We start from the raw sequence: 17863 nt of genomic DNA on the forward strand, positions 1-17863 counted from the left end.
CATGAAGGCTCGGCCTGCATCACAGGCCCTCGACGAAGCCGAATGTACGACTGCAACCACCTTCGCACGCCAGCGATCAGCGATTCACTTCACCTGCGGGCTTGCGGGAGGAGTCCATGTACGCCTTGTTGGGCGTGCCCACGTAACCACGGAGTGAAGGCTATGGATTTGACAGCAAGAAAACGGCTCGACGTGAAATATCACCCGAGCCACGAATACCGCTACTGGCTCTATGACCCGGAAGGCGATGGGATGATCTACTACCGCACCCAGGACGCGCGGGATGATGCCGCTGAGAAAGCTATCGCCGCTTACTTGGATGAGGGCTGGGCCGATGAGGTTGAAAACGTGTCGGCTGGCGAGGTGACGCACTTCGCGCAGTGCTTGGACAAGATACAACGGCCTGACGAACTCGACGAAGAGGGGTGCGACGGTGAAGGCACCTACTGGAGCGGCTACCAATGGATGGGCAACTACACCATGGCGGCGATTGACGCTGCTGCGGAAGAGGCGCCCAACGCCCCGCTTCAGCCGCGTACCTGCCGCCGCGAAGCGGAGGCAGGTACGTCGGCTGGAAGCGATGGTTGGGCATCACTCCGCACCGGCCTCTAATTTGTACTTGGCCACAGGGATCTCTCCGTAGTCGCCTTCTAGCCACCCGTGATAGCCCATACACATTTCATCTCCAGCCATGATGTCCTGCTGTGCGATGACTTGCCTGTTGCTCTTTTGAATCAGTTTTACTTGGACAGACAGTTCTACCTGCTGTTCTGCGTTTGAGATAGCTCCTGTGACGCCGTCAAGAACCATCATCACCCCGTAGAGCGCATCGTCAATGGCTTGCTCTGCAACGGCCCGAGCTTTTGCGGTTAGCTTTTTGTCCAATTTTTCTACTGCGTAGGCGCGAACGTCCTCGAGCAAGATGCGCCCAGCGGCATGCTGCAACCAAAGCTCAAGCGCTCTTGGCTCCCGCGGCGGCGGTTGAAGTTCAAGTTGCCAAGTCGCCATTGCTCAACTCTCGCTTTGTGATGCCCAACGCCCAGGTTCAGGGGCGGCCTCGCCGAAGGCGAGGACGTCCCACTGCAACCTGTTGTTAGCAGTCATTAGTGGCTGTCCACGCCAAACTCGCTGCTTAGCCGCTTTACATCTCGTACGAGATTGTCGTGGAGCATGATAACGTTGACCGTGCCCTGGTCTTCAATTCGCTTGGAGATTATGGTGAGTGCACCGATTGCGGCCCGCTTGCCGCGAATCTTTAGAACAGGATTCTCTCCGTACTCGTCCTTTACCTGCTTCCATTCTGCGTTGATGTCAGCCGCCGTAGCATCACCAAATACAACGCCAAGAGCCTGAAGGTCTGCTGTGTTTTCGTGGCTAACTAGATTTTCATCGACGATGCGCTGCAGAACAGGTAAGTCCTTTGCTGTGCCTGAAAGCCGGTACCCATAGTGCTTTTCAGCGAGGGCGGCGACGAAAGCCCTCTTAGCTGCGAGGTCTGAACTCCACTCGGCGTCTAACTCGGAATAGATTGGCTCCACAGCAAAAGCTCCGGCAGAGAACAGCGCAAGGATAACTAGAAGAACTGTTTTCATGACTGCTAACACCTCAGTTCAGGGCGCGGCGAAGCCGTCGCCCCTGGAACGCGATGTTGGGCTGGAGGGTGACGCATGAGCAGCTATATCGCGTACGCGGTGAGCAGCGATAGCGACTATCGATTCGCTGGGCGACATGCTCGTCTCAAACCTGCGCTGCTGCGCGCAAAGATCGCCGCGCGCGGGCATCGAGATTGGGATTGGGTCGTGGACACGCAACGGCTCGACGGATACGACGACGACGGCAAACCGATTTACACGACGGTGGCTCGGCGCTCATCGATAGCAGGCTACGAGCAGCTTACGCCCAACGCCCCGCATCAGCCGCGGATTTGCCGTAGCGAAGCGGAGGCAAATACGTCGGCTGGATGCGATGGTTATGTCTCACGTCGACCCCAGACGTCCACAGACTTGGCATCGTATATACGAACCTTGCACTTGAACTTTCCTCTTATCTTCTCGATGTGCGCTCTGTCGCTCTCAGAGTAGACACCGATGTATACGCTCCACAACTTCTCAGATGGGCTTCTTCCCTTTCTCGCCGCCTTATTTATTGCGGAGATAATGTGATCGTCATACTGCCCGAAGTTAAACCCGAACGTCACCAAGGATCCTTGCGCTTCACAAAGACTCTCGTAGCAGTGAGTAAGGTAATGGTTGTGCATGATGTGTTTTAACTTCTGGCGCCCATCCCCCGCCGTGACGAAAATTGGATACTCGCCGCTCTCCATGCGCGCACCAATCTTCTGGAGTAGGTAGTTGTACTCGTCGTACTCCTCCTTGGTGATCGCGGTTCCATTGTCAAAAAACTGCAGAGCCCCATGTAGGTAGAATACGTTCTGGTCTTTTCTATGCTTGCCCCACACAAGGTCTGACCACACCTGCTCCTCTTCAGGAACAAACTCATCACCGACATTCTCTAGTTCCCTTCCGCAGCCATCGACGTGATTCACGACGTTATTTCGCAGAAGGACCCAGTAGAGCAAGAGATCGTAGTTAGTCGAGTAGATGTTGCCGCCGGCATTCAGGAAGACGCTGAGGAAGTTGGAGCACGCTTTGCTCTGCGCCTCTGGCACTTTAAACACATGTTCCGGGTGAAGCTCCTTTACCGCCCTCAGCAGGCTCTTCTTCAGTTTTGCGCTAGCCTGATCAATCTTCTTCTTCAGTGAGCTGTCTCCCCCGAATGCACTTATAAGCGCCGAGCAAGTGTCGAGATACTGCATGATCACTTCGAAGTTGCGGGTTTCAATGACGCTTAGCGCTACGGACAAATCCTTGTCGTTAAGCTTCTCGACAAAATCATGCAATGCGTTGTAGGAGAAGATGCTTGGATCGTACGCCATGCTGAAGCCGTTCCCGAGCAGGAGATGAAAACTACGACTCGGGTTCTTCCTGATGGACGCGCGCACATCATCAAATGTCTCTAGGTCCATGATCTAACGACGCCCCCAAGGCAGCTTCTGTGAGACATAACGCCGGAACTCAGCCGCGTTCGAGCGAAGCGAGAACGTCGGCTGGAGTTCCTTGTTCGGCGGCATCTGGTGAAGGAGACGAGTAATGGGAATGTATACCGAATTGGTGCTGAAAGCCGACGTGAAACGCGACTTGCCGCGCGAGGTAGAGGCGGTGTTGCAGCATTTGTTTAACGGCGAAGAGTGCCCGAAAGAACTGCCGCAGCATCGGTTCTTTGAGTGCGAGCGGTGGGAACACATAGGCTCAATGAGCAGCTACTACCACATTCCTTGGGCGGTGAGCCGCTACCACGACGGCCGCATTTTCAGCCGCAGCGACTTGAAGAACTACGACGGCGAAATCGCGGCATTTGTGTCGTGGTTGATGCCGTATCTGGACGAGCCAGACGGCAAGTGCATCGGCTGGTCTTGGTATGAGGAAGGCGACACGCCGGAACTGCTGCTGATGACGCCGAACTAGATTTATACGGACTGAAAAGTACGCCGGCCATCCGGATAAGACAATCGTCGGTTCGCCAAAACAATGACTTAGGTCTCACTTTTGGATTTAAACAGGGTTAAGAATCGGCGTATGGAAACGACACCGCCAAAAGCTCCAAAGCTCATGGTCCAGGTTCGGGACGCGCTGCGTGTCCGGCACTATAGCCTGCGTACGGAGCGCAGTTACCTGCACTGGGTTCGCCGCTACATTCATTTCCACGGGACGCGCCACCCGGCAACGCTTGGCGCGCCGGAAGTGGCGGCGTTTCTCAGTCATCTGGCGGTGGATCGTTCGGTTTCCGCATCGACGCAGAATCAGGCGAAGGCGGCGCTGCTGTTTCTTTATCGCCATGTGCTCGCCGTCGAGCTTTCCTGGCTCGATGAGGTAATCCAGGCAAAACCGTCGCGGCGTCTGCCGGTTGTGCTGACGACGCGTGAGGTCGTTGCTCTGCTCGGTGAGCTGTCCGGCACCACCTGGCTTGTCGTGGCCTTGCTGTATGGAACCGGCATGCGGGTTCTCGAAGGCTTGCGCCTGCGGGTCAAGGACATCGAATTCGAGCGGCGCGAGATCGTCGTTCGGGAAGGCAAGGGCGGCAAGGATCGCGTTACGGTCCTGCCGGAGAATCTGATGCTGTTGCTGCGCGATCAGCTGATCGCCGCCAAGCGTCTGCATGACCGGGATCTGGCCGAAGGTTTTGGCGAAGTGTGGTTGCCGGATGCGCTGGCGGTGAAGTATCCGCGCGCGGCGCGCAGCTGGGGGTGGCAATACGTTTTTCCGTCGACGGTACGTTCCGTCGATCCACGCAGCGGCGTCCAGCGGCGGCATCATCTTCAACCGGACACGATCCAGAAAGCGGTGCGAGGTGCAGCGCAGCGCGCCGGCATTGCCAAGCCGTGCACGCCGCATGTGCTGCGGCATTCGTTCGCCACGCACCTGTTGCAGAGCGGCTACGACATTCGCACGGTCCAGGAACTGCTCGGACATGAAGACGTCAGCACGACGATGATCTATACGCACGTTCTGAATCGTGGCGGACGCGGCATCGTCAGCCCGCTGGATCGGGTGGGTTAGGTTTTTGCGAAAGCTGTGCGCAATAGGCGTCGTACGCGGCGGCGCCGGAATCGAAGCCGGCGCGGGCCGCGAGTTCCCAGGGGCGTTCGCATTGATGGGTGTGGGCGCACCACAGATAGCCGGCGGAGCCGATGCAGCCGTGCGCATCGCGGTCGCCGCCCACCATCGGTGCCGCTGCCGCGGCGGCCGGGTCTGCGTGGGTGGCCGGCGTAGGCGTTCCGCAGGCTGCAAGGTTCAGGCACAAGGACGCGGCCATCAGCGTTTTGGGGATCGCGAGATTCATGGTCCTTGTCCTCGACAGCGCGCGTTTGCCGGGCCGCATGCTCAATCGAGCAAGGCGCGACCTCGGGTTTCGATCACCAGGGGCATCAGCAGCAGGCCGGCGAGCGGCACGACGCCGATCCAGAACAGCACGCCGATGGCGCCCCCGGCCACTTTCGACGCGAACAGGCCGACGACGAACGGGCCGATCGCGGCGATCACGCGGCCGATGTTGTAGCAGAAGCCCGCGCCGGTGGCGCGCAGTCGCGTCGGGAACAGCTCCGGCAGGTAGTAGGTGAAGCTGCCGAACACGCCGAACACGGAGAGGCCAATCAGGAAATAGCCGTACAGCCGCGTGTGCGCTTCCAGCGGTGCGCCGAAGGTGAAGAAGATCGATGCCATCGAGACCGCGAAGTAGATCGCGAACATCGGCTTGCGGCCGAGCAGTTTCGCGGCCGGAATCGTCAGCAACGTGCCGAGCAGGCCGCCGACGTTGAATGCCATCGTCGCATGGAATTTCCAGTTTTCGATGAGTTGTACGGTGGCGGCCTTGTCGAAATCGCGCAGCGCGGCTTCGGTCTGTGCAAGGCCGGTGGCAAACACCGGCAGGAAGGCGTTGCAGCTCCACCAGGTGATCAGCGCGATCAATGCCATCAGCACGCCGCTCAATGTCGTGCGACGGAACGGCGGCGAGAACAGCTCGATCAGGCGCGGCGGCGCGCTGTTCTGTGCAACGCGCGTCCAGCGTTCCGGTTCCTTGACGAACAGCCGCACGCCGAACGCGACTGCCGCCGGAATCAGCCCGCAGAGGAACACGTAGCGCCACGAAACTTCCGGCTGGTCGGCGAACCAGCGCCCGGCAATCTGCAGATTGAGCAGCGTCGCCAGCGTGGTGCCGAACACGGCGGAGGTGTACAGCAGTGCACCGGCTTCGACACGGCGCTTTTCCGGCATGACTTCGGCGACCATCGACGCGCCGGCCGCCCATTCACCGCCGATGCCGAGCGACGCGACGATGCGGAAGCACACCAGTACCCAGATGTTCGGCGCGAAGGCGCAGGCGGCGGTGCCGAGCGCATACATGAGCATCGTGATCAGCATGGTGCGCGTGCGGCCGATGCGATCGCCGACATAGCCGAACAGCACGCCACCGGCCGCCCAGCCGAGCAGCAGCAGCGAGGTCAGCGCGCCGGTCCAGTACAGCGTCGCGTGCTTGGCTTCGGGCGAGCCGATCGGCAGATGCAGCAGCGTCGGCACGCAGTTCGGTGCGACGAAGTTGAACAGGATGCTGTCGAACAGATCGAAGCCCCAGCCGAGCCACGCCGCGAACAGCACCAGCCACTGATATCGCGTCAGGCCGAGCATGGATTCTTCCCGTAATTCCGGTTGTGCTGGTGATCGGCCGGCGCGGCGAGCGAGCACCCCCTCACCCTGGCGCTCTCCTCCAAGTTCATGGAGGAGAGGGAATACTCATGAGCTGTCCGCCCGGCGAGCTTCTTGAACAGTTCCCTCGCCCCGCAACGTGGGGAGAGGCTTGGGTTGAGGGGCGCCGCATCGGGCATCACGGCGAGCACGCGCCTGCCCCGATGGACGAGAGGCAGTGTCGTGCCCTACTGGCCGTCATCGTCCTTTGTCTCGTGCGTGAACCACAGTGCGCCAAAGGTCAGCAGCGCCGCGCCGCTCAGGTAGTAGCCCACGTATTGCAGGCCATAGGTGCGGGCCAGATACGTGGCAATGTAAGGTGCCAGCGACGCACCGACGATGCCTGCGAGATTGAAGGTCAGCGACGCGCCGGTGTAGCGCACGGCGGTCGGGAACAGCTCGGAGAGAATGGTGCCGAGCGGGCCGTAAGTCAGGCCCATGAGCGCCAGGCCCAGCGCCAGCGTCAGCAGCACGCCGACCAGCCCGCCGCCGAACAGCGGCGCGAGGATCAGCCCGAAGCCGGCGATCAGGGCGCTGACCCACAACAGCGTGCGGCGTCGGCCGTAGCGATCCGCGAGTCGTGCCGACCACGGAATCGTCGCTGCAAAGAACAGGATGCCGAACAGCTGGATCATCAGGAACTGCTGGCGCGGATAACCCAGCGCGGTTGTTCCCCAGGACAGCGCGAACACCGTCATCAGGTAGAACAGCACGAAGGTCGCGACCGCGATCAGCGTGCCGAGCAGCAGCGCCTTCGGCTGATCGCGCAGCACGCCGAGCATCGGCACGCGCACGCGTTCGTGCCTGGCGAGCGCGCGTTTGAACGCCGGCGTTTCCTGTATGCGCAGCCGCACGTACAGGCCCATGAACACCAGCAGCGAACTCGCCAGGAACGGAATGCGCCAGCCGAAGTTGAAGAACTGCGTATCGCTCAGGGTTTCCGACAGCAGCAGGAAGGTGCCGCCGGAGCAGATGAAGCCGAGCGGCGCGCCGAGTTGCGGGAACATGCCGTACCAGGCGCGCTTGCCGGGCGGCGCGTTTTCGGTGGCGAGCAGCACGGCGCCGCCCCATTCGCCGCCGAGGCCGAGGCCCTGGCCGAAGCGGCACAGTGCGAGCAGCAGCGGCGCCAGCGTGCCGATCTGCGCATAGGTCGGCAGCAGGCCGATCGCGACGGTCGACAGGCCCATCGTCAGCAGCGCGGCAACCAGCGTCGCCTTGCGGCCGATGCGATCGCCGAAATGACCGAACAGGGCGGAGCCGATCGGCCGCGCAAAGAAGGCGATCGCGAAAGTTGCCAGCGACTGCAGCACTGCGGACGCCGGATCGCCGGCCGGGAAGAACAGCTTCGGGAACACCAGCACCGCGGCGGTCGCGTAGATGTAGAAATCGAAGAACTCGATCGTCGTGCCGATCATGCTCGCGAACAGCACGCGGCGCGGAGAGTTGGCCGCAGCCGCTGCTGCGCTCGTATGGTTCATCGCTGCTCCCGGGGTGTCGGCGGCCGCTGCGCTGGCGGCGCGCGAGTGCGACGGATTGTGCTGCAGGAGTCGTCCGTGGCGCTAGACTTGGTCGCGAGTGCCTCCGGAGGAAATGCCATGAAAACGACGATCATCTGTGCCGCTGCGCTGAGTGCCCTGCTGCTGTCCGCCTGCCATCCGAAGGAGCAGCCGGAGCATGTCGACAAGCAGCAACAGGGCCGCGACGAGACGCAGGGCATCCGCAATACCGAGGCGGTCGGATACGCCGGCAACGCGATCGCCGACAAGGTCGATGCCGCGCTCGATGCCAACGACCAGGCCAAGCAGAAGATGGATGACGCGATCGACGCGCAGACGCAGGACCCGCACTGAAGCGCAGACGCGACGCGAGCTGCGACCTGTCGTTCAGGCTGTGCCGCAGTCGCGGCCTGTGCCGCGCCTACAATACCGGCGGCGCGTGCTCGCGGTGATACGCCAGGATGCGGCGATATTGCTCCGGGTCCTTGATGTGCACGACGTCGCCCTCGCGCGGGAAGGTCCAGTCGTACAGGCGCGACAACCAGAAGCGCAGTGCGGCGGCGCGCAGTACCAGCGGCCAGGCGGCGCGCTCGTTGTCGGTCAGTTCGCGGCGCGAACGGTATGCGGTGACCATCGCGTCCCAGCGTGAGGGATTGAGCGTGCCGTCCGGCTCGAAACACCAGTCGTTGACGGTGACCGCGAGGTCGTAGAGCAGCGCGTCGTTGCATGCGTAGTAGAAGTCGATGACGCCGGTCAGGCGATCGTCGACGAACAGCACGTTGTCGCGAAACAGATCGGCGTGAATCACGCCCTGCGGCAGGCTCGCCAGATCGATCGACATCTGCTGGGCGAGCTCGTCGTCGATTAGTTTGCGGATCGACGCCTCGCGCGTCTTGCGCGCCAGCAGGCGGCCGGTCTGTTCGCGCCACAGCGCGCCGCGCGAGTTGTCGCAGTGGCCGGCATAGGACTGGCCTGCGACATGCAGCTCGCCGAGCGCGCGGCCGACCTGTCGACATTGTTCGAGCGTGGCGAACAGCACGCTCTGGCCGGTCAGGCGCCGCGTCAGCGCGGCCGGCTTGCCGTTCAGCGTCACCAGATTGCGGCCGTCGTGCGTGCGCGCCGGCATCGCGCTGGCAAAGCCACGCGACGCGAGGTGATCCATCAGACCCAGAAAAAACGGCAGGTCCGCGTAATTGAGGCGCTCGAACAGCGTGAGTACCCAGCGGCCGTCTTCGGTGTCGACGAAGTAGTTGGTGTTCTCGACGCCTTCGCCGATTCCCTGGAAGCCGATCAGTGCACCGACCGGGTATTGCTTGAGGAACCTGCGCAGCTGCGTGTGGCTGACTTTGGTGAAGACGGACATGGGGCGTCGCGGTTGGGGGAATGCGGGCGGATGGCGTGCCCGATTCTATCGTCTCGCGCCGTTCAGGAAACGTTGCACAGGCGTCGCGCGCGAAGGCAGCGTGCGCGAGGACGGCGGCTGGAGGCGCAGCGTACATGGAGTACGTGAGCATTCCGGGCAACCGCCCTTGCGCAAGACGCCGGAGCGCAGCAGCCTGTGCGGCGTGTCCTCAGCGGCGCCAGAACGCCGGCGTGAAGATCACCAGCAGCGTGAACACTTCGAGGCGGCCGACCAGCATGGCGACGATCAGCACCCACTTGCCGAACGTGCTGATGCCGGCCGCATTGGCGACCACGCTGTTGAGGCCGGGGCCGGTGTTGTTGATCGCGCCGGCGACCGCCGAAAGCGCGGTCAGGGCATCGAGGCCGGTGCCGATCATGATGCAGGTCAGCAGGATGGTGGCGCCGATGTAGATCGAGAAGAAGCCGCCGATCGCGTACACCACGGTATCGGGCACGAGCTTGTTCTCGATCTTGATCGGCACTTCGGCGTTCGGGTGGATCAGGTGCCGCGTTTCGCGGCCGGCCTGCTTGAGAAACAGCACGAGGCGTATGACCTTGACGCCGCCGCCGGTGCCGCCGCCGCAGCTGCCGAAGAAGGTGATCAGCACGACCAGCAGCGGTGCGAACAGCGGCCAGCCGCTGGGATTGGCAATCGCGAAGCCGGTACTGGTGCCGTACGCGACGACCGTGAACAGGCCGTTGCGGATGGCACTGCCGAGATCCGCGTAGCCGCCGTACAGATAGAGCGTCGTGCAGACCACGCTGCCGATCACGGCATAGATCGCGAGGAAGGCGCGGAACTCGGTATTGCGCCAGTACAGTGCCAGCGAGCGCCCGTCCCAGGCCAGATAGTGCAGGGCGAAGTTCGATGCACCGACCAGCATGAAAACCATCGCCGCAATCTCGATGCCGAGGCTGTGGTAGTAGCCGATGCTGGCGTCATGCGTCGAGAAGCCGCCGGTCGCCAGCGTCGACATCGCATGGCAGATCGCATCGAAGGGCGTCATGCCGAGCGCGTAGAAGATCACGGCGCAGGCGAATGTCAGCACCACGTAGACGGCCCACAGCGCGCGCGCGCTGTGCATGATGCGCGGCGTCAGCTTGTTGTCCTTCATCGGCCCCGGTGTTTCGGCCTTGTACAGCTGCATGCCGCCGACGCCGAGCATCGGCAGCACGGCAACGGCGAGCACGATGATGCCCATGCCGCCGAGCCAGTGCAGTTGCGAGCGGTAGTAGAGGATCGCCCGCGGCATGTCGTCGAGGCCGGCGGCGATGGTCGTTGCGCCGGTCGTGGTCAGGCCGGACACCGCTTCGAACAGCGCCTCGGTGTAGCTGTGCCAGCCGACGTGCGTGACCAGCAGCGGCACCGCACCGAAGGCCGACAGCACCGCCCAGAACAGCACGACGACGAGAAAGCCGTCGCGCATCTTGAGGTCGCCGCGATGTCGCCGCACCGGCCACCAGACCAGCGCACCGACCGACAGCGACAGGCCCATGCTTTCGAGGAACGAGCTTGCGGTGCCGCCGCCGTACCAGAGGTCGACGAGGATCGGCGGCAGCATCGTCGTCGAGAAGCACATCAGGAGAATGCCGGTGATGCGCTGCACGGCGGCGAAGCGCCGGCGCGGCTGCTGCAGCGGCACGCTGTGGGTCAGCGACAGGCGCATTTACAGAAGCGAAAAGCCGACCTGGAAGAGCTTTTCGACATCGTTGACTTTCTTCTTGTCGACGATGAACAGGATCACGTGATCCTCGGCCTCGATCACGGTGTCGTGATGCGCGATGATCACCTCGTCGCCGCGCACGACCGCGCCGATCGTGGTGCCGGCCGGCAACTTGATCTCTTCGAGGCGGCGACCGACGACCTTCGAATTGTGGCGGTCGCCGTGCGCCACCGCTTCGATCGCTTCGGCGGCGCCGCGGCGCAGCGAGTGCACACGCACGACATCGCCGCGACGCACGCGTGACAGCAGCGCCGAGACGGTCGACTGCTGCGGCGAGATCGCGACGTCGATGCTGCCGCCTTCGACCAGTTCGACGTACGAGAGCCGGTTGATCAGGCACAGCGCCTTGCGCGCACCGAGCCGCTTGGCGAGCATCGCCGAGAGGATATTGGCCTCGTCGTCGTTGGTGATCGCGCAGAACACGTCGATGTCCTCGATGTTCTCTTCGCGCAGCAGCGCCTCGTTGGCGCCATCGCCGGACAGCACCACGGCGTTGTGCAGATGCTCGGACAGGAAGCGCGCGCGTTCGCGCGAGCGTTCGATCAGCTTGACCTGGATGCGACCGTCTTCCAGCGCCTTGGCGAGCCGGAAGCCGATGTTGCCGCCGCCGGCCAGCATCACGCGCCGCACCGGGCGATCGAGACGGCGCAGCTCGGCGATGATCTTCGGCGCGTTGTGCGCGGCCGAGACGAAGAACACCTCGTCGTCGGCTTCGATCGTGGTGTCGCCTTCCGGGATGATCGGCCGGCCGCGGCGGTAGATCGCGGCGACGCGGGCGTCGACACCCGGCAGGTGCAGCGGCAGCTCCTTGAGCTGGCGCGAGACGAGCGGGCCGCCGTAGTACGCACGCACGCCGACCAGCTGCACCTTGCCGTCGGCAAAATCGACGACTTGCAGCGCGCCCGGATATTCGATCAGGCGCTTGATCTGGTTGGTGACCAGCTGCTCCGGCGAGATATGCATGTCGACCGGCAGCGCTTCGGCGCCGAACAGCTTGTCCTCGCGCAGGTATTCGGTGGCCCGAATGCGCGCGATCTTGGTCGGGGTCTTGAACAGGGTGTCGGCGATCTTGCACGCCAGCATGTTGGTTTCGTCACTGTCGGTGACGGCGATGATCATGTCGGCATCGTCGGCGCCGGCTTCGCGCAGCACCATCGGATACGAGGCGTGGCCCTTGACCGTGCGCAGGTCGAGACGCTCCTGCAGATCGTTGAGCGCGGCCGCGTCGGTATCGACGACGGTCACGTCGTTGCGCTCGTTGGTGAGGTTCTCCGCCAGCGTGGAGCCCACCTGGCCCGCGCCGAGAATGACGATTTTCATGGGCCGCGCACCTTACGCCCCTTGGATGCTGCACCGCAAGATACGCGGCCCGGCGGTGCTTCGGCGACGTGTCGGCAGCATTTGGGGGTTTTGTAGGAAGATCCTGATGGATGGATTTTTACTATGTCGCCATTTGGCGACAGCAACCTATAGTCAAGCCTCGTCGGCGCTGAGCTGCAAAGCTCGCGCAGTCGGGGTGTGCTTCCTGGTTGTATTGGGGAGTCCGGCGGGCGGTCGTCGCTTCGGGGGAGGCGACGGCCGTACCGTTTCCCCAGAGCGGTGCCATGACCTCGCTTCGGCGAGGTTTTTTTATGGGCGATCGTCGCCGGTCTTGCGCAGCGCCGCGTAATAAAATCCGTCATGCGCCGGGCTCGGGGCGATACGCCGGCCGCAGGCTGTGGCCTCGCCCCAGTCGGCCGTGATCGGCAGGCATTCGGCGTTGTCGTGCAGGCCTACGAAGCGCTGCACCGTATCGTCACCTTCCGCGCGCAGCAGCGAGCAGGTCGCATAGAGCAGCCGTCCACCCGGCTTGAGCAGGCGCCAGACACTCTTCAGCAGGCGCAGCTGCTGACCCTGCAGGCCGCTGATATCGCTTTCGCGGCGCAACCACTTGATGTCCGGATGCCGGCGGATGACCCCGGTGCCGGAACAGGGCGCATCGAGCAGGATGCGGTGAAAGGGTTTGCCGTCCCACCAGCGCGCCGGTTCGCCGCCATCGCCAGCCAGCAGGCGCGCATCGAGGCGCAGCCGACGCAGGTTTTCGTCGACCCGGATCAGGCGCTGCGGGTCACGGTCCAGTGCCGTCAATTCGATGTCCGCGCGTTCGAGGATGTGCGCCGACTTGCCGCCCGGCGCAGCGCAGGCGTCGAGCACGCGCTGGCCGGCCTGCAGCTCGAGAAGATCGACGGCCAGCTGCGCCGAGGCGTCCTGCACCGACACCTGGCCGCCGTTGAAGCCGGGAATCTTTTCGACGGCGCGCGGCTCGGCCAGCATCACCGCGTCCGGCACGTCGGCCACCGCCTGTGCGGCGATGTTCATCTCGGAGAGGCGCTGCAGATAGGCATCGCGCGTCAGGCGCCGGCGATTGACGCGCAGCGTCAGCGGGCCCTGGGCATTGTTGGCGGCGAGAATCGCCGGCCACTGCGTCGGCCAGTCGACGCGGATCTGTTCGACCAGCCACGCCGGGTGCGAATGACGGATGGCCTCGTCGTCGGGCAGGCCCGCTTCGAGCTCGACATGCTCGCGCGTGTAGCGACGCAGCACCGCGTTGATGAAACCCTGTGCCTGCGGCCGCTTCATGATCTCGGCGGCGGCCACCGTTTCGTTGATCGCGGCGTGCGCGGGTGTCGCCAGATTGCGCAGCTGGTACAGGCCGACCAGCAGCAGGCAGTGAATCTCGTCGTCGACAGCCAGCGGCTTGTCCATCATCCGCGCCGTCAGCCATTGCAGCAGCGACAGTTCGCGCAGTACGCCGTAGGCGAGCAAACGGGTCATCGCCGCGTCGGACGGCACGCGGAAGCGATTGATCGGCAGCATCGCGTCGTCGAGGCTGCTGCCACGCAAGACGCGACTGACGGCACGCGCGGCGCTGGCGCGAACATTGGCGTGGGAACGGGACGACGGCGCAGGTTTCATCGCGGCGGCAGCGGCAAGGGGCGCCCATCATAGACGCCGCGCCGCCACGCGACGCCGAACGCCGCCGCGGCGGCGGCCTTACACGCCGTGATAGTGCTCTTCGCGCTCGATCAGGGCGAGAAATTCCTGCTGATGGCGCCTGACCGTGGCGCGCGCCCACAGCTGCAGCCCGCGCACGGCAAACCAGATCGCGCCGGCAAGCAGCGCATTGGCCAGCACGATCGCAGTGATCGCCTGCGGGTCAACGAGCCAGGATCCGTCGGCGCGCATCAAGGGCGTCGCGCCAAAGGTCTGCATGTGCGCCCATGCGTCCGGCATGGCGATCTCGACGACGCTGACGGCCAGCGCACCGATCACCAGCCACTTGCGGACGGCGATCCACGCGAGATTGAGGAACAGCAGACCGGCGAGGACCAGTTTCAGCGGACCGAGGGCGGCGGCAATCTGTATCAGCATGAGCGTCTCCATGCGTGGCCGGTCGGGGCCGGCACGTGCATGCAGAATAGGCAGCGACGAGCTGCCGCGACGGCCGTGTTCGACGTACGGTGGTTTTTGTGCGACGGACAGCTAGCGATCGGGTCCGGCGGCCTTGCGTCGCTCGAGAATCGCGTCGACTTCGGCTTGCCAGCGCTGCATCTGCTCGGCGTAGTCGTCGAGTACGCATTGCGCGCAGCCGCCGAAGCAGCAGTCCGGGCGTTCGGGCGGCGGCGGCAGATCGTCGTCGTCGCGCGTCGTCCCGGACGCCGAGTTCATGCGAAGCGCCGGCCGGACAGCGCGCGGCCGCTGGCGATCTGCGCCGCCTGCAGGGCTTTGCCGCCCGGCCATTGCAGCTGCAGCAGGCGCACGAGGCCGTCGCCGCTGGCGACGCCGACGCCGTCGGCGTCGGCGCTGACGATCGTGCCGGGGGCGGCGGCCGCAGCGGCCGGAGCCGCCTGCGCCATCAGCACGCGCACGCGCTCGCCGTCGAGTTCGCTCCAGGCCATCGGTACCGGATTGAACGCGCGCACGCGGCGCGCGATCTGTTCGGCCGGCTGCGACCAGTCGATGCGCGCTTCGTCCTTGTCGAGCTTGCGCGCGTAGGTCACCCCGTCGGCCGCTTGCGGCGTCGCCTGAAGTTCGCCGCGCGCCAGTTGCGTGACGGCAGCGACGATCAGCCGCGCGCCGAGTGCGGCGAGCTCGTCGTGCAAGGATGCCGCGGTGGTCGTGTCGGTGATCGCCACCGGCTCGCGGAGCAGCATCGGCCCGGTGTCGAGGCCGGCTTCCATCTGCATGATGGTCACCCCGGTCTGGCGGTCGCCGGCCTCGATCGCGCGCTGGATCGGCGCGGCACCACGCCAGCGCGGCAGCAGCGAGGCGTGAATGTTGAAGCAACCATGCTGCGGAATGTCGAGCACCGCCTGCGGCAGAATCAGGCCGTAGGCGACGACCACCATCAACGCCGGTGCCAGTTCCCGCAATTGCCGTTGTTCGGCCTCGCCGCGCAGCCGTTCCGGCCTGAACAGCGGCAGCCCGAGTTCGAGCGCCCGCTGTGCGACCGGCGAGGCTGCGAGCTTGCGGCCACGGCCAGCCGGACGGTCGGGCTGGGTATAGACACCGACGATCTGATGGCCGGCGGCATGCAGCGCATCAAGCGCAGCGACGGCAAAGTCCGGCGTGCCGGCAAAAACCAGTCTCAACGGGCGCTCACGGCGCGGCGTGCAGCGCCTGCTGCATGCCGGCTTCGGTGGCGGCGCTCCAGGCACCGCGGCCGCGCCAGCGCACGGTGCCGTCGGCGCCGAGCAGCACCAGATACGCATCGTCGCCCGGCGTTGCGGGCGTGGCTGCCAGCTGCTTCCAGTCCGAGGTTCCCTTCATCACCAGCAGGTAGTGGCCCTGATGCGTGACCGGCACCTCGTCGCGCATGCTGCCGACCGCCATTTCCGTGGCGAACTCGGGCATGCCCTCCATCACCGCGACGTCGTAACAGGCCGGCCTGTGGCTGGCGCAGGTCGCAGCAAGGTGTGCGTCCCAGTCGTTGGTCTGCTTGCGGGCGGCGCGCGAGAACGCGATCAGCAACAGGCGGGGGCCGGCATCGAGGCTGTCCGGCACCGTGGCCGGGTCGCCGTCGAGGGTCTCGACCGGCAGCGGGGCGGCATTGGCGGTGGTGCAAACAGCCAGCAGCAGGCTGGCCAGCAACATCTTTTTCATCGCAGATCCCTTGCGTTGCGTCGGTTCAGCTCTTGCGGGCTTTCGCCAGCTTCTTGCTGATTCGCTCACGCTTGAGCGCCGACAGGTAGTCGATATAAAGCTTGCCATCGAGATGGTCGATCTCGTGCTGCACAGCCTGTGCCAACAGGCCTTCGGCGTCCATTTCGAACGGCTGGCCGTGACGATCGAGCGCCTGCAGCTTGAGGCGGCTGTAGCGCTGCACCTTGTCGGCAATGCCGGGGACGGACAGGCAGCCTTCTTCCATTTCGACGCGCTCGTCGGGATCGACGATCTGCGGATTGATGATGACGATCGGTTGCGGCCTGGCCTTGTCCTCGCTGCAATCCATGACCGCCAGACGCAGCGCAACGCCGACCTGGGTCGCCGCCAGGCCGACGCCGGGCGCGTCGTACATGGTCTCGAACATGTCGTCGATCAGCGTCTGCAGGGCGTCGTCGAAAACCGTGACGGGTGGCGCCTTCTGGCGCAGCCGCGGATCGGGATGGTGAAGGATGGTGAGCAGCGACATAAAACGGACCAGTCTTTAGAAACAACCGCCAAAGTTGACGGCAAACGATTGAGCCGTCTAGAGTTTGCCCAGAGTTTTTCTGGTCTGGCAGAGCTTCCGGGGGATGCGCCGCCATGCGCAAGTATAACGGCTGGACGATCATTCACGGCACGCTGCTGACGGTGTTGCTGACGGCGTGTGCGAATCGCCCGGCCGAGCATCAGGCGTATGCGGGTGATCCGCCGCCGCAGGAGGCGCCAACCACCGCACCCGAACCGGTCAGTGAACCGGCGGTGCCGGCACCGGTGCGCATGCGCGAAGACGCGCCGCTGCATTACGTCGTGAAGAAGGGCGACACGCTCTGGGACATCGCCAATCACTTCCTGAAGCAGCCCTGGCAGTGGCCGGAGATCTGGTACGTCAACGATCACGTGCGCAATCCGCATCTGATCTTCCCGGGTGACGTGCTGACGCTGATGTGGCGCGACGGGCGACCGATGCTGCAGGCCAGCGACAACCTCTCGGCCAACACCGAATACCTGTCGCCGCGCGTGCGCGAAGTGCCGCTCGAGCAGGCGATTCCGACGATTCCGCTGGAAACCATTCGCGATTTCCTGCGCACGCCGCGGCTGGTCGATGCCGAGGAGTTGCGCGACGCGCCATACGTGCTGAGCTTCGTCGACCCGCACATCGTCGAAGGCACCGGCAGCCTCGTCTACCTGCAGAAGTTGCCGAATGGCGGCGCCTCGCACTGGGACACGATCCGGCTGGGGCAGAAGTTCGTCGATCCGGATACCGGCGAAATGCTGGGCTGGGAGGGCACGCCGGTGGGTTCGGTCGATGTCCGCGAGTTCGGCTCGCCGGCGACCGCGATCATCAGCGACAGCACCCGCGAGACGCTGCCGGGCGACCGCCTGATCAAGCCGCTCGACGACAGCTTCAACGCCAACTTCTATCCGCACGCGCCGGATCACGCGGTCGGCGGCCGCATCCTGTCGGTGTACGACGGGGTCTCGCAGATCGGCCAGTATCAGGTCGTGACGCTCAACCGCGGCACGCGTGAAGGCATCGAGCCCGGTCATGTGCTGAGCATCCTGCAGGCCAATCGCACCGCACGCGATCCGTATACCAATCGCCTCGTCACGCTGCCGCCGCTGTACGCCGGCACGCTGATGGTGTTCAAGGTCGAGAAGCGTGTCTCGTACGCCCTGGTCCTGAGCGCGACGCGCGAGATTCATGTGCTGGACCGCGTCGAGAAGCCGAAGGACGGCGAGCAGTCCTGATGCGTTC

At 64.2% G+C, this 17863-nt stretch carries 20 protein-coding genes; 5 read left to right on the plus strand and 15 right to left on the minus strand.

Annotation, left to right across the window (positions count from 1 at the left end; all coding sequences use genetic code 11):
* Positions 1 to 162 precede the first annotated feature (162 nt).
* Entirely contained in the window at positions 163 to 612 is a 450-nt protein-coding gene (locus G7Y85_RS08170; protein WP_166254721.1) for a hypothetical protein, read from the plus strand.
* On the opposite strand, the gene G7Y85_RS08175 is transcribed toward G7Y85_RS08170, so the two are convergent.
* The 3 genes from G7Y85_RS08175 to G7Y85_RS08185 all read right to left on the minus strand — a co-directional run bounded on the left by G7Y85_RS08175 (position 592) and on the right by G7Y85_RS08185 (position 3025).
* Positions 592 to 1008 carry a hypothetical protein gene (locus G7Y85_RS08175; RefSeq protein WP_166254724.1) on the minus strand — a complete coding sequence of 139 codons (417 nt, stop codon included), beginning with the start codon at positions 1006 to 1008 and terminating at the stop codon, positions 592 to 594. The genes G7Y85_RS08170 and G7Y85_RS08175 overlap by 21 nt on opposite strands.
* A gap of 95 nt (positions 1009 to 1103) precedes the next feature.
* Complete coding sequence (locus tag G7Y85_RS08180) at positions 1104 to 1592, minus strand: DUF3806 domain-containing protein (protein ID WP_166254726.1); 489 nt, start codon at positions 1590 to 1592, stop codon at positions 1104 to 1106.
* Between the two features lie 377 nt (positions 1593 to 1969).
* The gene (locus G7Y85_RS08185; protein ID WP_166254729.1) at positions 1970 to 3025 is read right to left on the minus strand and encodes a DUF4917 family protein; all 1056 of its coding nucleotides are present in this window, start codon (positions 3023 to 3025) and stop codon (positions 1970 to 1972) included.
* A 124-nt stretch (positions 3026 to 3149) separates the two neighbouring features.
* Here G7Y85_RS08185 and G7Y85_RS08190 point away from each other — a divergent pair, with 124 nt between their 5' ends.
* Together G7Y85_RS08190 and G7Y85_RS08195 are read left to right on the plus strand one after the other, a co-directional pair.
* The gene (locus tag G7Y85_RS08190) at positions 3150 to 3524 is read left to right on the plus strand and encodes a hypothetical protein (protein ID WP_166254732.1); all 375 of its coding nucleotides are present in this window, start codon (positions 3150 to 3152) and stop codon (positions 3522 to 3524) included.
* Positions 3525 to 3668: 144 nt separating this feature from the next.
* Positions 3669 to 4616 carry an integron integrase gene (locus G7Y85_RS08195; protein ID WP_206675537.1) on the plus strand — a complete coding sequence of 316 codons (948 nt, stop codon included), beginning with the start codon at positions 3669 to 3671 and terminating at the stop codon, positions 4614 to 4616.
* Here the strand turns inward: G7Y85_RS08195 and G7Y85_RS08200 are convergent.
* The 3 genes from G7Y85_RS08200 to G7Y85_RS08210 form a co-directional block, all read right to left on the minus strand.
* The gene (locus G7Y85_RS08200; protein WP_206675538.1) at positions 4591 to 4899 is read right to left on the minus strand and encodes a hypothetical protein; all 309 of its coding nucleotides are present in this window, start codon (positions 4897 to 4899) and stop codon (positions 4591 to 4593) included. The genes G7Y85_RS08195 and G7Y85_RS08200 overlap by 26 nt on opposite strands.
* 41 nt (positions 4900 to 4940) lie before the next feature.
* A complete protein-coding gene (locus tag G7Y85_RS08205) occupies positions 4941 to 6242 on the minus strand; it encodes an MFS transporter (RefSeq protein WP_166254738.1) in 1302 nt (433 codons plus the stop codon).
* 245 nt (positions 6243 to 6487) lie between these two features.
* Positions 6488 to 7777, minus strand: a complete 1290-nt coding sequence (locus G7Y85_RS08210) for an MFS transporter (RefSeq protein WP_166254741.1) — start codon at positions 7775 to 7777, stop codon at positions 6488 to 6490.
* A 117-nt stretch (positions 7778 to 7894) separates the two neighbouring features.
* On the opposite strand from G7Y85_RS08210, the gene G7Y85_RS08215 reads away from it, so the two are divergent.
* Positions 7895 to 8149 (plus strand): hypothetical protein, encoded by a 255-nt coding sequence (locus G7Y85_RS08215; RefSeq protein ID WP_166254744.1) that lies wholly within the window; start codon positions 7895 to 7897, stop codon positions 8147 to 8149.
* A 67-nt stretch (positions 8150 to 8216) separates the two neighbouring features.
* On the opposite strand, the gene G7Y85_RS08220 is transcribed toward G7Y85_RS08215, so the two are convergent.
* The 9 genes from G7Y85_RS08220 to def form a co-directional block, all read right to left on the minus strand.
* The gene (locus G7Y85_RS08220; protein WP_166254747.1) at positions 8217 to 9158 is read right to left on the minus strand and encodes a homoserine kinase; all 942 of its coding nucleotides are present in this window, start codon (positions 9156 to 9158) and stop codon (positions 8217 to 8219) included.
* Positions 9159 to 9366: 208 nt separating this feature from the next.
* Complete coding sequence (locus G7Y85_RS08225; RefSeq protein ID WP_166254750.1) at positions 9367 to 10866, minus strand: potassium transporter TrkG; 1500 nt, start codon at positions 10864 to 10866, stop codon at positions 9367 to 9369.
* Complete coding sequence (trkA, locus tag G7Y85_RS08230; RefSeq protein WP_166254753.1) at positions 10867 to 12243, minus strand: Trk system potassium transporter TrkA; 1377 nt, start codon at positions 12241 to 12243, stop codon at positions 10867 to 10869.
* A gap of 309 nt (positions 12244 to 12552) precedes the next feature.
* Entirely contained in the window at positions 12553 to 13878 is a 1326-nt protein-coding gene (gene rsmB / locus G7Y85_RS08235; RefSeq protein ID WP_166254756.1) for a 16S rRNA (cytosine(967)-C(5))-methyltransferase RsmB, read from the minus strand.
* 78 nt (positions 13879 to 13956) lie between these two features.
* Positions 13957 to 14334: a hypothetical protein gene (locus G7Y85_RS08240; protein WP_166254759.1), complete on the minus strand. Its 378-nt coding sequence runs from the start codon at positions 14332 to 14334 to the stop codon at positions 13957 to 13959.
* A gap of 111 nt (positions 14335 to 14445) precedes the next feature.
* On the minus strand, positions 14446 to 14631 hold the full coding sequence (locus tag G7Y85_RS08245) for an oxidoreductase-like domain-containing protein (protein WP_166254762.1): 186 nt from the start codon (positions 14629 to 14631) through the stop codon (positions 14446 to 14448).
* Positions 14628 to 15554 (minus strand): methionyl-tRNA formyltransferase, encoded by a 927-nt coding sequence (gene fmt / locus G7Y85_RS08250; RefSeq protein ID WP_166254765.1) that lies wholly within the window; start codon positions 15552 to 15554, stop codon positions 14628 to 14630. The genes G7Y85_RS08245 and fmt overlap by 4 nt, the downstream gene beginning before the upstream one ends.
* Before the next feature lie 7 nt (positions 15555 to 15561).
* Positions 15562 to 16065 (minus strand): hypothetical protein, encoded by a 504-nt coding sequence (locus G7Y85_RS08255; protein WP_166254768.1) that lies wholly within the window; start codon positions 16063 to 16065, stop codon positions 15562 to 15564.
* A 25-nt stretch (positions 16066 to 16090) separates the two neighbouring features.
* The gene (gene def / locus G7Y85_RS08260; RefSeq protein WP_166254771.1) at positions 16091 to 16594 is read right to left on the minus strand and encodes a peptide deformylase; all 504 of its coding nucleotides are present in this window, start codon (positions 16592 to 16594) and stop codon (positions 16091 to 16093) included.
* 113 nt (positions 16595 to 16707) lie between these two features.
* Here def and G7Y85_RS08265 point away from each other — a divergent pair, with 113 nt between their 5' ends.
* On the plus strand, positions 16708 to 17856 hold the full coding sequence (locus G7Y85_RS08265; RefSeq protein WP_166254774.1) for a LysM peptidoglycan-binding domain-containing protein: 1149 nt from the start codon (positions 16708 to 16710) through the stop codon (positions 17854 to 17856).
* Positions 17857 to 17863 lie beyond the last annotated feature (7 nt).

This window comes from Solimonas terrae, from assembly GCF_011067135.1.
GTDB lineage: Bacteria > Pseudomonadota > Gammaproteobacteria > Nevskiales > Nevskiaceae > Solimonas > Solimonas terrae.

Coding starts and splice junctions, on each gene's coding strand:
- G7Y85_RS08215 (WP_166254744.1), top strand. CDS start 7,895: ATGAAAACGACGATCATCTGTGCCGCTGCGCTGAGTGCCCTGCTGCTG.
- G7Y85_RS08180 (WP_166254726.1), bottom strand. CDS start 1,592: ATGAAAACAGTTCTTCTAGTTATCCTTGCGCTGTTCTCTGCCGGAGCT.
- G7Y85_RS08205 (WP_166254738.1), bottom strand. CDS start 6,242: ATGCTCGGCCTGACGCGATATCAGTGGCTGGTGCTGTTCGCGGCGTGG.
- def (WP_166254771.1), bottom strand. CDS start 16,594: ATGTCGCTGCTCACCATCCTTCACCATCCCGATCCGCGGCTGCGCCAG.
- G7Y85_RS08175 (WP_166254724.1), bottom strand. CDS start 1,008: ATGGCGACTTGGCAACTTGAACTTCAACCGCCGCCGCGGGAGCCAAGA.
- G7Y85_RS08190 (WP_166254732.1), top strand. CDS start 3,150: ATGGGAATGTATACCGAATTGGTGCTGAAAGCCGACGTGAAACGCGAC.
- G7Y85_RS08245 (WP_166254762.1), bottom strand. CDS start 14,631: ATGAACTCGGCGTCCGGGACGACGCGCGACGACGACGATCTGCCGCCG.
- G7Y85_RS08220 (WP_166254747.1), bottom strand. CDS start 9,158: ATGTCCGTCTTCACCAAAGTCAGCCACACGCAGCTGCGCAGGTTCCTC.
- G7Y85_RS08210 (WP_166254741.1), bottom strand. CDS start 7,777: ATGAACCATACGAGCGCAGCAGCGGCTGCGGCCAACTCTCCGCGCCGC.
- G7Y85_RS08170 (WP_166254721.1), top strand. CDS start 163: ATGGATTTGACAGCAAGAAAACGGCTCGACGTGAAATATCACCCGAGC.
- rsmB (WP_166254756.1), bottom strand. CDS start 13,878: ATGAAACCTGCGCCGTCGTCCCGTTCCCACGCCAATGTTCGCGCCAGC.
- G7Y85_RS08185 (WP_166254729.1), bottom strand. CDS start 3,025: ATGGACCTAGAGACATTTGATGATGTGCGCGCGTCCATCAGGAAGAAC.
- G7Y85_RS08255 (WP_166254768.1), bottom strand. CDS start 16,065: ATGAAAAAGATGTTGCTGGCCAGCCTGCTGCTGGCTGTTTGCACCACC.
- G7Y85_RS08240 (WP_166254759.1), bottom strand. CDS start 14,334: ATGCTGATACAGATTGCCGCCGCCCTCGGTCCGCTGAAACTGGTCCTC.
- G7Y85_RS08265 (WP_166254774.1), top strand. CDS start 16,708: ATGCGCAAGTATAACGGCTGGACGATCATTCACGGCACGCTGCTGACG.
- trkA (WP_166254753.1), bottom strand. CDS start 12,243: ATGAAAATCGTCATTCTCGGCGCGGGCCAGGTGGGCTCCACGCTGGCG.
- G7Y85_RS08200 (WP_206675538.1), bottom strand. CDS start 4,899: ATGAATCTCGCGATCCCCAAAACGCTGATGGCCGCGTCCTTGTGCCTG.
- G7Y85_RS08225 (WP_166254750.1), bottom strand. CDS start 10,866: ATGCGCCTGTCGCTGACCCACAGCGTGCCGCTGCAGCAGCCGCGCCGG.
- G7Y85_RS08195 (WP_206675537.1), top strand. CDS start 3,669: ATGGTCCAGGTTCGGGACGCGCTGCGTGTCCGGCACTATAGCCTGCGT.